9 protein-coding genes are annotated in these 13,250 nt (G+C 72.7%); 2 read left to right on the plus strand and 7 right to left on the minus strand.

The window, feature by feature from the left end:
* Window positions 1-129 precede the first annotated feature (129 nt).
* Window positions 130-1,416, plus strand: a complete 1,287-nt coding sequence (locus AC1DZC_RS19255) for a TrpB-like pyridoxal phosphate-dependent enzyme (RefSeq protein ID WP_477044378.1) — start codon at window positions 130-132, stop codon at window positions 1,414-1,416.
* Window positions 1,417-1,473: 57 nt separating this feature from the next.
* On the opposite strand, the gene AC1DZC_RS19260 is transcribed toward AC1DZC_RS19255, so the two are convergent.
* The 7 genes from AC1DZC_RS19260 to rpmI form a co-directional block, all read right to left on the minus strand.
* Window positions 1,474-6,387 carry an ExeM/NucH family extracellular endonuclease gene (locus AC1DZC_RS19260; protein WP_477044379.1) on the minus strand — a complete coding sequence of 1,638 codons (4,914 nt, stop codon included), beginning with the start codon at window positions 6,385-6,387 and terminating at the stop codon, window positions 1,474-1,476.
* Window positions 6,388-6,606: 219 nt separating this feature from the next.
* Entirely contained in the window at window positions 6,607-9,165 is a 2,559-nt protein-coding gene (gene pheT / locus AC1DZC_RS19265) for a phenylalanine--tRNA ligase subunit beta (protein ID WP_477044380.1), read from the minus strand.
* Entirely contained in the window at window positions 9,165-10,208 is a 1,044-nt protein-coding gene (pheS, locus tag AC1DZC_RS19270; RefSeq protein WP_477044381.1) for a phenylalanine--tRNA ligase subunit alpha, read from the minus strand. The genes pheT and pheS overlap by 1 nt, the downstream gene beginning before the upstream one ends.
* A 201-nt stretch (window positions 10,209-10,409) precedes the next feature.
* Window positions 10,410-11,051, minus strand: coding sequence for an RNA 2',3'-cyclic phosphodiesterase (gene thpR / locus AC1DZC_RS19275; protein WP_477044382.1), 642 nt, complete (start codon window positions 11,049-11,051; stop codon window positions 10,410-10,412).
* Window positions 11,048-11,863, minus strand: coding sequence for a TrmH family RNA methyltransferase (locus AC1DZC_RS19280; RefSeq protein WP_477040982.1), 816 nt, complete (start codon window positions 11,861-11,863; stop codon window positions 11,048-11,050). Before AC1DZC_RS19280 ends, thpR begins: the two co-directional genes overlap by 4 nt.
* A 350-nt stretch (window positions 11,864-12,213) precedes the next feature.
* Window positions 12,214-12,597 (minus strand): 50S ribosomal protein L20, encoded by a 384-nt coding sequence (rplT, locus tag AC1DZC_RS19285; protein ID WP_028046909.1) that lies wholly within the window; start codon window positions 12,595-12,597, stop codon window positions 12,214-12,216.
* Window positions 12,598-12,660: 63 nt separating this feature from the next.
* The gene (rpmI, locus tag AC1DZC_RS19290; protein WP_028046910.1) at window positions 12,661-12,855 is read right to left on the minus strand and encodes a 50S ribosomal protein L35; all 195 of its coding nucleotides are present in this window, start codon (window positions 12,853-12,855) and stop codon (window positions 12,661-12,663) included.
* A gap of 194 nt (window positions 12,856-13,049) precedes the next feature.
* On the opposite strand from rpmI, the gene AC1DZC_RS19295 reads away from it, so the two are divergent.
* The coding region (locus AC1DZC_RS19295) for a hypothetical protein (protein ID WP_477044383.1) at window positions 13,050-13,250 on the plus strand (201 nt) is incomplete at its 3' end.

A 13,250-nucleotide genomic window follows, 5' to 3' on the forward strand; every position in this document is an offset into this window, starting at 1 on the left:
GCGCTCCGGGGCTACGCTGCGGCTGGACCGCTCGATGGCGCCGGTCCTCCGGCCCCAGGGGTGCGTCCGCCCGACTCCACACGCACAGAGACGCACGCCCAGGTGGGCGTGCCCACCCGGAGGACCGTGATGACCGCATCGCTGCTCGACACCCTCGGCGTGACCGTTCCCTCGACCGTCCCGACCCACTGGTACAACCTTGCGGCGGACCTGCCGTCCCCGTGCCCCCCGGCGCTGCATCCCGGCACGCAGCAGCCGCTGACCCCCGACGACCTGGCGCCGCTGTTCCCGATGGCGCTGATCATGCAGGAGGTCAGCACCGAGCGCTGGGTCGAGATCCCGGAACCCGTGCGCGAGATCTACGCGCTGTGGCGGCCGTCCCCGCTCGTGCGCGCCCTACGGCTCGAGCGCGCGCTGGGCACGCCGGCGAAGATCTACTACAAGTACGAGGGCGTCAGCCCCGTCGGGTCGCACAAGGCGAACACCGCGGTCGCGCAGGCGTACTACAACGCCGCCGAGGGCATCACGAAGCTCACCACCGAGACCGGTGCCGGCCAGTGGGGTGCGGCGCTCTCGTTCGCCGCCGCGCTGCTCGGGCTGACGTGCGAGGTGTGGCAGGTGCGGGCGTCCTACGACTCCAAGCCCTATCGCCGCATGCAGATGGAGACGTACGGCAGCATCTGCCACCCGTCGCCGTCGGACCTCACCAACGCCGGCCGGGCGATGCTGGCCGCCGACCCGGAGACCACGGGCTCGCTCGGCATGGCGATCAGCGAGGCGGTCGAGGCGGCGGCCACCAACCCCGACGCGCACTACGCGCTCGGCAGCGTGCTCAACCACGTGCTGCTGCACCAGTCGGTGATCGGGCAGGAGGCGCTCGCCCAGCTCGACGAGATCGGCGACGCCGCCGACATCGTGTTCGGGTGCGCGGGCGGCGGGTCGAACCTCGGCGGCCTCAGCTTCCCGTTCCTCGGCCGGAACCTGCGCGAGGGCACGAGCACCCGGGTGGTCGCCTGCGAGCCGGCCGCGTGCCCGTCCCTCACGCAGGGCGAGTACCGCTACGACTTCGGCGACGTGGCGGGTCTGACCCCTCTGCTCAAGATGCACACGCTCGGCAAGGACTTCGTGCCGCCGCCCATCCACGCGGGTGGCCTGCGGTACCACGGGATGGCGCCCATGGTCTCGCACGCCGTCGAGCTCGGGCTCATGTCCGCGATCGCCGTGGACCAGGAGACCGCCTTCGCGGCGGGCATCGAGTTCGCGCGGGCCGAAGGGATCATCCCCGCGCCCGAGTCCACGCACGCGGTGGCCGGTGCGATCGCGTACGCGCGGCAGGCGACCGAGGCTGAGACGATCGTCATCGGGCTCTCCGGCAACGGTGTGCTCGACCTGCCCGCGTACCACGACTTCGTCTGAGGTCCGGGAGCACGACGAGGGGGCCTCCGGCGGAGGCCCCCTCGTCGTCTGCGTGCGTCAGCGCGTGCGGACCGTCACCGGCGCGCTGGTGCTGGGCTTGACGTTCGCCGTGTCGTTCGGGACGAACGTCGCGGTGTAGGTGTGCAACCCGGTGGTGCCCGACGGGACTGTCCCGATCGCGACCCCGAGCACCACGTCGAGCGTCCGGATCACCGTGGCGCCCTCCTTGATCTGCACCTTGCCGGACGGCAGCCGTCCGTTGTCCTGCCCGACGTTCACCAGCAGGATCGACGGGATGAACAGGAACCCGGGCGTCGCGCTGAGCGAGGTCGTCGTGGTGACCTGCGCGACCTCCACCGGCACGGGCGCGGACTGCGACCCCTGCACACCTGCGTCGCCGGCGAACCTGGCGACGACCGAGTAGCTGCCCGCCGGCGTCGTCGCGGGCAGCCGGTAGGTCGCCGTTCCGCCCGAGAGCGGGACGGTCGCCAGCACGGTGCCGCCGGAGACGAACTCCACGTTCCCGGTCACCGGCACGTCCGCCGTGACGGTCGCCGTGAGCAGGACCCGGGTCGACGACCCGAACACCTGGCTGGCCGGTGACGCGGTGAGCGTCGTGGTCGAGGACGGGATGCCCGCCTCGACCGTGAGCGGCAGCGTCACCGTCGTGCCGCTGGGTGCGGCCACGAGGGTGAGCGTGTGCGGACCGGCCGGCGTGGATGCCGGGACGGTCACCGACACGTTCGCGTTGCCCGCGCTGACGGTCGCCGTGCCGATGGACGTGCCATCGAGCCGCACGTCGAGGCTCGTGTTCAGCGGCGCGCCGAGGCTCGTCAGGTCGAGCTTGGTGACCGGGAACGCGAGCACGTCACCGGCGGTGACCGTGGACGGCACGGTCGGCACGCCGACCGCCTGCCGGGCGAAGTCGGGCGAGAGGCCCGGGTGCGCCTGCAGGTACGCGATCCAGCCGTCGCGGTCGATCAGGCCGGAGTCGCGTGCGTCCGCGCCCTGCGCCACGACGCGGAAGTTGTCGCCGCCCGTGGTGAGGAACGAGAACGTGCCGATCCGGTAGCCGGCCGCGGGGTCCAGCGGGACGCCGTCGACGGTGACCGAGGTGATGTGCGAGCCCTGCGGCGCTGCGGCGTCGTAGGTGTACGTCACGTTGTCGGACAGGCCGAGCTGCAGGTAGGGCCGCGACGACGGCACGTTGCCGTTGGCGTCGGTCTGCCACTGCTGCTCGAGCATCGCCTTGACCTGGGCGCCCGTGAGCGTCGTGGTCCAGAGGTTGTTCACGAACGGCAGGACGCCGTTCGCGTCGGCCGTCGTGATGACGCCGTCCGGCGCGTAGTACAGCTCGTTGCGCAGGCCCCCGGGGTTCACGACGCCGATCTGCGCGCCACCGAGGTTCTCCGGGGCGAGCGTCTCCCGCAGGGCGTTGGCGACGAGGTCGCCGAGGGACGACTCGCTCGCCCGGTCGTCGCGACCCGTGGACGGCAGCGGGCCGGAGCCCGTGTACCCGTTCGGGCCGTACGTGCCGCCCGAGTACGCCGTCGTGATGTCCGCCGTGACGGACCCCACGGGCACCGAGCCGGTGGTGTCGGCGTAGGCCAGGGCCGCGTCGACGATCGACTTGACCTGGGCCACCCGCGGGTAGGCGGCGACCAGGTCGGCGTCGGCGGTCGTCGTGCGCGGCACGTTGGTCTGCGTGTGCGCCGTGACCTCGTCGGAGGCCGGGTCGAACGTCAGCACGATCTTGCCGATGAACTCCCCGTAGCTGCCGGTCTGCAGGATCGGCCGCGTCTTGCCCGCCTCACCGGGGACCGGCGCCTCCCACGCGTACTGCTTGTGGGTGTGGCCGGTGAAGATGGCGTCCACCTCGGGCGAGGTCTCGTTCACGATCTCCGCGAACGCGCCGCCGGCGGCGACCTCCTGCTCGAGCGTGGCGCCGTCCGGTGTACCGGCGCCCGCGCCCTCGTGGTAGCTGGCGACGAGGACGTCGGCCTCGCCGTTGGCCTCGTTGCCGTCGCTGAGCTGCGCGGCCACGCGGTTGATCGCCTGGACCGGGTCGCCCACGTCGATCTGGGTGATGCCGCCGGGGCTGACCAGCGTCGGGGTCTCGGCTGTCACGGCACCGATCACGCCCACCTTGACGCCGGCCATGTCGATGATCGCGTACTCGTCGAGAGCCGGCGTCGTGGTGCCCTTGAGGTAGACGTTCGCCCCGAGGTAGTCCCACTTGGCATTGGTGCCGCCCGCGATGATGCGGTTCTTGAGGTCGGCGAAGCCCTTGTCGAACTCGTGGTTGCCCACTGCCGACGCGTTGAGCTGCAGCGCGTTGAGCACGTCGATCGTCGGCTGGTCCTGCTGCACCGCGGACGCGTACAGCGAGGCGCTGACGTTGTCGCCCGCCGAGACGAACGCGACCGGTCCCCCGGCTGCGATCGCGGCGGCCTTCTCCTTCTCGACCGTCCCCGCGAACTTCACCGTGTTGGTGTCGATGCGGCCGTGGAAGTCGTTGATGTCGAGCAGGGTGAGGTTGACCGGCTCGTCGCTGGTCGCCCCGTCGGACAGGCCGACGAGCACCGGGTCGTGGTCGGACGAGCGGTACTGGTCCGGCGCGTAGAAGAGCGTGCCGTGGTAGTTGTACCGGTCGTACTCGAGGGCGATGGACTCCTCGGCGTTGATCTCCCAGATGTCCGCGCCGGTGGCCCGGGTCAGGGCCGGTCCGTTGAGCAGCACGTGGTCGAGCGAGCCGGAGGTGCCGTCGAACGAGTACGAGTACTGGCCGGGCGCGAGCGCCGAGGCCGCGTCGGTGTAGCCGGCGTCGTACAGGACCTGGAGCGGGTCCTCCTTGGTGTACGAGTTGAAGTCGCCGACGAGCGCGACCGACTGGGTGTCGCCCTGGATCGTCGGGACCCAGTCGCGCAGTGCGGTCGCCTGGGCGACGCGGGACGCGTTGGACGCACCCTGCCCGTCACCGGCGTCGGCGTCACCGGGCAGCGGGCCCGCGGAGCCCTTGGACTTGAAGTGGTTCACGACGACGAGGAACGGCTCGCCCCCGCCGACCGGGGTGAACGTCTGGGCGATCGGCTCACGGGCGTTCCCGAAGGCCGCGTTGCCCGAGCTGAGCGTGCCCAGTGCGTGCGAGGGGCCCGTGGGCTCGACGGCCGCGACCCGGTAGATGATCGCGTTCGAGATCACGTCCATGTCCGCGACCGGCGGCAGCTCGGCCGACGACGGGACGAACGCCCAGACGGTGCTGCCGGCCGCGGCGTTGAGCGCGGCGACCAGCGTGCCGACGGCCTCGTCCGCGACGCCGTCGACGACCGCCGAGTTCTCGATCTCCAGGAGGCCGACGACGTCCGCGTCCAGCCCGTTGATCGCCGAGACGATCTTGTCCTGCTGGCGCTGCAGGTCGTCCGGGTCCCAGGCACCGCGCGGCGCGCAGCCCGAGTTGACCGTGACCGGGTCGCCGGTGCGGTCCTTGAACGAGGTGCAGCCGGCGGTCGTCGCGCCCAGCGTCGTGAAGTAGTTGAGCACGTTGAACGACGCGACGGTCAGGTCGCCGCCGACGGCCTCCGGGGCCGCGGTGCGGTCGTTCTCGAACGTCACGGGCGCAGGCCCGGGCGTGGTCGGGTTCAGCTTCCAGAGGTTGTTGCGGAAGTCGACGACGACCGGTGCGCTGATCGTGGCCGACGCGCCGACGCGCAGGGGGTCGGTCAGCGAGATGTACGGCGGGGTGAGGCCGGTGTTGGCGGCCGAGAGGAAGTTGGTCGAGCGGCCGTCGTCGAGGGTCACGCGACGGGCGGCGTTGTCGGCGGCGACCGCCGCGGCCTCGGGAGTCCCCGGGCGGGCGACCTCGGTCGTCTGCAGCAGCGGCGTCGTACCCGTGGCCAGGCCGACCTCTCCGTACTGGTTCGTCGTGAAGGTGTTGGAGACGGTCAGGGCGCCTGTCGGCGTGTAGAGCATCGACTCGAGCACCTCGCGGGCCGCGTCGGTGGTCGGCCAGGCAGCCGAGACCGGGACCACCGGATCCGCCGCGGGCAGGTCCGCCAGGCCGTCGGCCGTGGCGACGGTGATCTCCGTCAGTCCCTCGTACTCGCTCACCGGGCCCGTGACCTGCACGTGGTCACCGATCGACACCGTCGCGACGGTCGCCGACGAGAAGACGAAGATCGCGTCCGACGCGGTCCGCGCGGCGTCGCCCCCGGTCCCCGGCGTCTGGATCACGTAGCCGCTCAGACCGCCGTCCGGGTACGCCGCCGTGACGACGCCGTCCGTGCGCACCGTCTGCCCGACCAGCGGGGACGTCGCGCCGGTGCCCTGGATCTCGGCGATGGTGGCGTCGACGGTGCCGCCGGGGTCGGTGGGCACGAAGGCGGTGTTCTGCGGGGTCGGCGCCCCGACCGTGAAGTCCGTCGCGTTCTGGTCGGTGTCCGTGGACGCCGCGTCGCGGGCGACCGAGGTCGGGTTCGTCGTCGCGGATGCCGGGGCGGACCCCTCGTAGGCGGAGGCGGCGCCCCAGCCGACCAGGTCGAGGACGACGTGCTCGGCGTTCAGGACCTGGACCCGACCCTGGGTCCCCGAGATCAGGATGTTGCCCGTCGAGTCGACGGTGGGCAGGTCCGGGAGTGCGAGGTTGGTGCCGGGCCCCTCGCCGACGAGGAAGTACCCGTGGGCCGGGATCGTGCCCGTGAGCGTCGTGGACCCGGTCCAGGTGGAGTTCGTCGCCGCGCCGTACTCGACGCTCCAGCCGGTCACGTCGATCGCTGCGTCCGAGCGGTTGGCCAGCTCGATGAAGTCCTGGTCGAACGCCCCACCCGAGTTGCCTCCACCGCCGTAGACCTCGTTCACGACGACGGTCGGCGAGGCCGCAGATGCTGCGGTCGAGAGCCCGACCACCGTCCCTGTGACGGCGAGGGCGAGGGCGGCTACGCCCCCGGTGAATGACTTCAACAGCGGTGGGCGCACGTCGGACGTCTCCTTCGTCGAGGATCTCGGCGGCTCGGGCGCCGACCGCGGCCCACCCTGGGGGAATGTCCGGAACGCCGCAACTACTGGCGAGTAACCATTGGGTGAACTCGTCCTATGACTTGGTCTTCATAGGCGTTGACCAGCGCAAACACAGGAACGGGCCGCGAGGCCGAACATCGGTGACCTCGCGACCCGCCCACTCTGCGGACAATTGTCTCAGGCACGCAGCGTGGCGCCGAACCTCCGGTGCGCCTCGGCGACCACGGAGTCGCGCACGCCCGCGGTCTCCTGCGCGGTCAGCGTGCGGTCGTCCGCGCGCAGCCGCAGCGCGAACGCGAGCGACCGGTTGCCGACCCCTACCTGCTCGCCCTCGTACACGTCGAACAGCCGGATGTCCTCGATCACGTCGCCCGCGGCGGACGCGACCGCGCCCACCCGGACCGCCTCCAGCACGTCGGCGGCAGGCACGTCCGCCGGCACCACGAGGGCGATGTCCTCCTTGGCCACCGGGAACGTCGAGACCGGCCGCGCCTGGTACGGCTCGGTCGGCGCCGCGGCGAGCAGGGCGTCGAGGTCCAGCTCGAACGCGACGGCCCGCGCCGGCAGCCCGTGGGCGGCGACGACGTTCGGGTGCAGCTCCCCGGCATGGCCGACGAGCACACCGTCCACGGTGAGCCGCGCGCAGCGTCCGGGGTGCCACGGCATGTGGCCCGGGTCCGCCGTGACCGTGAGCTCGACGCCGAGCACGTCCGCGACGAGACGCACCGACGCGAGCGCATCGGTGTGGTCGACACGACGACCCGGTCCCCACCAGCCGGAGGGCTCGCGCGCGCCGGCGAGCACGCCGGCCAACCGGCGCGGCTGCGGCGGGACGGCGGCGTCGATCGCCGCCAGCTCGGCGTCGGACGGCCGGACGCCACCGGGCAGCCGAGGGGCTGCCGGAGCGTCGGCCAGCGGGCGCGTGACCAGGCCGATCTCGAAGATCGCGACGTCGGTCGCTCCCCGGCTGACGTTGCGCCGCGCGGCGTCGAGCAGCGTGACCAGCAGGTTCGTCCGCATGAACGACTGCTCGTCCGAGAGCGGGTTGACCAGGCGCACCGCACGTCGGCGGGGGTCGTCGGCCGGCACCCCGAGCGCGTCGAGCTGGTCCATGCCGATGAACGGGTAGGTCAGCACCTCGACCAGGCCGGACTCGGCCAGCGCACGCGCGACCGAACGCCGCGAGCGCTGCTTCTCGGTCAGGCCGCGGCCACCCGGCGCCGACGGCAGGATCGACGGGATCTGGTCGTAACCGTGCAGGCGTGCGACCTCCTCCACCAGGTCCACCGCGACGACGAGGTCGGGTCGCCAGGACGGCGGCGTGACCCGGACGGCCCCGGCGGACTCTGCCTCGACGACGCAGCCGATCGAGGTGAGCACGTCCCGCACCTCGTCGGCCGTGTAGTCGACCCCGACCAGCCGTGCGGGCAGGTCGAGCGGGAGGACGAACGACGCCGGCGGGACGACGTCGTTCACGTCGGTCACCTCGGCGTCCGCGACCCCGCCGCCGTACTCGGCGAGCAGCGCGACGACGCGCGCCACCGCCACGCGCGGCAGCTGCGGGTCGGCGCCGCGCTCGAACCGCTTGGCGGCCTCGGACGGCAGCTTGTGCCGACGAGACGTGCGCGCCACCGTGATCGGGTCGAAGTGCGCGGCCTCGACGAGCAGGTCCGTGGTGTCCGGGCCGACCTCGCTGTCACCGCCGCCCATCACGGCCGCGAGCCCGATCGGTCGCGACGCACGCGCCCCGTCGGGGCTGTCGGTGATGAGCAGGTCCTCGGGGTCGAGCACGCGCTCGACGTCGTCGAGGGTCCGCATCTTCTCGCCCGCCGCCGCGCGACGGACGACGATCGGCGCGGCGACCTTGGCCAGGTCGTACGCGTGCAGCGGCTGGCCCAGGTCGAGCATCACGTAGTTCGTGACGTCGACCGCGAGGCTGATCGGACGCATCCCCGCCTGCTGCAGCCGGCGCTGCATCCACTGCGGCGAGGGGTCGTTGGCGCGCACGCCGCGCACGACCTGCGCGACGAACCGGTCGGCGCCGGGCACCCCGTTGATCGGCGCGGCGTCGTCGATCTCGACGGGGAAGCCGCCGCCCGCGCCGGGCAGCGGGCTCGTCGGCAGCCCGTGGTCGGTGAAGGCCGCGCCGGTCGACAGGCTGTACTCGCGGGCCACGCCGCGCATCGCGAAGCAGTAGCCGCGGTCCGGCGTCACGTTGATCTCGAGGACCTCCTCGCCGAGCCCGAGCAGCTCGCGCGCGTCGGTCCCCGGCGCCGCCTCGATGCCGAGGCGCGAGAGCACGATGATCCCGGCGTGGTCCTCGCCGAGGCCGAGCTCGCGCTGGGAGCAGATCATCCCGTCGGAGACGTGCCCGTAGGTCTTGCGGGACGCGATCGGGAACGGCCCGGGCAGCACGGCACCGGGCAGCGCGACGACGACCGAGTCGCCGACGTCGAAGTTGTGCGCACCGCAGACGATCCCGCGCGGTGCACCGCCGGGCTCGTTGTGCTCCGGGCCGACCTCGACGCGGCACCAGTTGATCGTCTTGCCGTTCTTCTGCTCCTCGGGCGTGCGCTCGACGACGAGCCCCACCACGAGCGGACCGGACACGGCGGCGGGGAGGATGGCCTCCTCCTCCAGCCCGACGCGCACGAGGTCCGCGGCGAGCTGCTCGGCGGTGAGGTCCGCCGGGATCTCGACGTGCTCCGCGAGCCACGTCAGAGGGATGCGGGGCATCAGATCTCCGTCCCGAACTGGGCGGAGAAGCGGATGTCGCCCTCCACCATGTCGTGCATGTCAGCGATGCCGTGCCGCAGCATCAGGGTGCGCTCGATACCCATGCCGAACGCGAAGCCCGAGTAGACCTCCGGGTCGATGCCGCAGGCCCGCAGCACGTTCGGGTTGACCATCCCGCAGCCGCCCCACTCGATCCAGCCCGGGCCGCCCTTCTTCTGCGGGAACCAGAGGTCCATCTCGGCGCTGGGCTCGGTGAACGGGAAGAACGACGGGCGCAGCCGCGTGCGCGCCTCGGGCCCGAAGATCGCACGCGCGAAGTGGTCGAGGGTGCCCTTGAGGTTGGCCATGGTCAGGCCCTTGTCGACCGCGAGGCCCTCGACCTGGTGGAACACCGGCGTGTGCGTCGCGTCGAGCTCGTCGGTGCGGAACACCTTGCCGGGGCACGCGATGTAGACCGGCAGCTCCCGGGACAGGAGCGTGCGGGCCTGCACCGGCGAGGTGTGCGTCCGCAGCACCAGCCCGGGGGTATCGACGAAGAACGTGTCCTGCATCTGGCGTGCCGGGTGGTCCACGCCGAAGTTCAGCGCGTCGAAGTTGAACCACTCCGCCTCGAGCTCGGGGCCCTCGGCGATCTCCCAGCCCATCGCGACGAACATGTCGGCGATCCGCTCGGACAGGGCCTCCAGCGGGTGCCGGGCGCCGCGGGGATGCCGGTCGGTGGGCAGTGTGACGTCGACGGTCTCCTCGACGAGGACCCGGGCGTCGCGCTCGGCCTCGAGCTCAGCCTGACGCTCCGCCAGCGCTCGGCCGAGGCGCGCCTTGGCCTGGCCCAGCAGCTTGCCGGCGGTCGCCTTGTCGGCGGGCTCGAGCCCGCCGATGGCGCGGTTGGCCTGCGCGATCGGGCTGCGCTCCCCGACGTGCTCGAGGCGGGCCGTCTTCAGGGCGTCCAGGTCGGACGCAGCATCGAGGGCCTTGAGGGCGGCCTCCACGGCGGCGTCGATCGCGGGGGCGTCGAGCGGGGACAGGGCGGTGTCGTCGGACATCGGGACCTTCCAAGAATGTGTACAGCGCGGCTCTCGGCCGGGACGCAGCAGCATCCGGGCCGGCGGACAAGTCTAGAGGCGCCCGATCCGGGGACGAGCGGCCGGTCCGGCGTCGGACGGCCTGCTCAGGTGCGCGTCAGTGACGCAGCCCGGGAACGGGCCCGGGAAATCGGCGACCGCCGGCCGCCTGCGTACGCGCTGTCATGGCGCCATCCTGCCACGCCCGCCCAGCGGAAACCTCTCCACGACCTCGTAGAGCGGTCCTCCCCCACGCCCAGCGCCGGGCTGCGACGAGACGAGCAGGAGCTCGTCGACCTCCCAGCGCGGCCCCTCGTACACGGCGAGCGCCCGCACGATGCCCTCGGCGACGTCCACCTCGCGGTCCGGCTCCGGGCCTGGCCGACCACGCTCGTTGCGCGACGAGCCCCGCCGCGGCGGCCGGCTGCCCGGTCGCACGCGGCCGATCGTGAGGTGCGCCCGCTCGCGGGCGCGCCGGTCCGGTACGTCGCCCGCCTCGATGCACCCGACGCTCACGGCGCGCTGGGTCTCGACGTCGCCGCCGACTCCGACCCAGAGCGTGCGGTGCGAGAACACCCCCGCACCGCGCAGGACCAGCTCGTACGGCTCGATCCCGGCGGCCAGCTCGGCGAGCTCCGCGGTCAGGCTCGGGAGCACACCGTCGGGCTGGTCGCCGTAGAACGCCGTGGTCAGGTGCCACGTCTCCCGCGCCGACCAGCGCACCGCCTGCGACAGCCCGGACGGTGCGCCACGCACCGCACCGAGAGCGATGTCGAGATGGTCGAGCACGTGCTCAGGAGGCCAGACGGCCGCGAACAGCCTCACCGGTGCGCCCGGGAGCTCGCGTACAGGCAGACCGTCGCCGCCGTGGCCAGGTTCAACGACTCGGCACGGCCCCGGATCGGCACCCGGACCACCGCGTCCGCCAGCGCCCGGTCCTCGTCGCGAAGCCCCCACGCCTCGTTGCCGAACAGCCAGGCGGTCGGGCGGCTCAGGTCCGGCACGCCGTCCTCCGCGGAGCCGACGACGTCGAGCAGGTCGTCCAGGTCGAAGTCTCCGGCGCCGTCCGCCGCCAGCACGAGCAGGCCCGCACGGCGCAGGTGGCCGGTCGTCGTCGCGAGGTCCGCCCCGGTGACCACCGGCAGGTGGAAGAGCGAACCGGCCGTCGACCGGACGACCTTGGGGTTGTGCACGTCGACGCTCTCGCTGGTCAGCACGGCGGCGTCCGCGCCCGCCGCGTCCGCGGCCCGGATCACGGTGCCGGCGTTCCCCGGATCGCGGACGTTCGACAGGATCGCGACGAGCCGCGGGCCGACGAGCTCGTCGAGGGCGTGAGCGGTGAGGGAGGCCACCGCGACGATCCGCTGGCCGTCCGGGCTCATGGCGTCGAGCACCTCGGCCGTCCCCACCGATACGCGGATCCCCCGGTCCTGCGCGCCGACGACGATCTCCGGGTACCGCTGCGCCGACTCGGTCGTCACGTACACGTCGTGCACGTCGGCCCCGGCCAGCACGGCCTCGCGGACCGCCTGCGGCCCCTCGACGACGAACCGCCCCGCACGCTGCCGAACCGCCCGGTTGCTCAGCGCCCGCACTGCCTTGACCCGCTCGGCGCGGGGATTGGTCAGGGTGCTCACCGGGACATCATCGCGTGCTCGTGCGGGCAGCGGGTCGGGACGCGCACGGGGTGGGACGCCCGCGCGGATCGACGTCGCGACGCGACCCGCCGGCCACACTGCACGGTCGTGCGTCGCCCAGCGCGGTCGCGCATCACCCAGCGCGGTCGCGCGTCGCCGAGCGCTGTCGTGCCGCGGTAGCGCTCGCGGGCCGGCGGCAGCGGCGGGTGACCGGCGATAGCGCTCGGGGAGCCGGGCCGGGGACGACGAAGCCCCCGGCGGTCCTGAGGACCTCGGGGGCTTCGGGTACGCCGACCCGCCGCCCGGCTCCGGCGAGGGAGCTCTGGGCGGTCGGGCTCAGCGCACGAGGGTCACGCAGCCTTCGGCGCGTTGACGTCCTCGGGCAGGGCAGCCTTGGCGGCGGCCACGAGCGTGTTGAACGTCGCGGCGTCGTTCACGGCGAGGTCGGCCAGCACACGGCGGTCCACCTCGATGCCCGCGAGCTTCAGGCCCTGGATGAGGCGGTTGTAGGTCAGACCCTGCTCGCGCGCCGCAGCGTTGATCCGCTGGATCCACAGCTTGCGGAAGTCCTGCTTGCGGACCTTGCGGTCACGGTAGGAGTAGACGAGGGAGTGGGTGACCTGCTCCTTCGCCTTGCGGTAGAGGCGCGACCGCTGCCCGCGGTAACCGCTGGCGCGCTCGAGGGTTGTCCGGCGCTTCTTCTGGGCGTTTACCGCCCGCTTCACGCGTGCCACGTGATGCTCCTTGCTGGTCTCGGGCTCGGGATGGGTGACCGGGGCGCTGGTGCGCCCCCGCGATCACTTACCGAGCAGCTTCTTGATACGGGGGGCGTCGGCAGGAGAGACGACGAGGTCGCCGGCGATGCGGCGGGTGCGACGGCTCGACTTGTGCTCGAGCAGGTGGCGGCCGCCGGCCTGCTCACGCATGACCTTGCCGGTCCCGGTGACCCGGAAGCGCTTCTTGGCACCGGAGTGCGTCTTGTTCTTCGGCATGGCTGCCGTGTCTCCTTGTCGTTACATCGCACGGGATCGTGCGACTCGTCTGGTGCGGTCCGACCGGTGGGTCGGCCCGTCCGTTCGTTCGGGTTCAGCTGGCTTCTTCCGAAGCCGTCGTGCTGGTCTGTGCCTTTGCCGCAGCGGCGGGTCCGGGGCGCGGCGCGGGACGCGGCGTTCCGGTCGGCTTCGGCGTGGCCGACTTCGCAGCAGCCGTCGATCCCGCGGACGCGGGGCTCGGGGTGGCGGGCTTCGAAGCGGCAGTCGTGGTCGGCCGGGCGGCCGGGGTGGTGCTCGGACGTGCGGCGGCCGCGGGACGCGGTGCTGCAGCCGGGCGGGGTGCCGACGACGCCGGACGCGGCGCCGAGGCGGCCGGTCGCGGTGCGGCGGCAGCC

It is taken from the genome of Cellulomonas sp. P2_B4, from assembly GCF_056404795.1.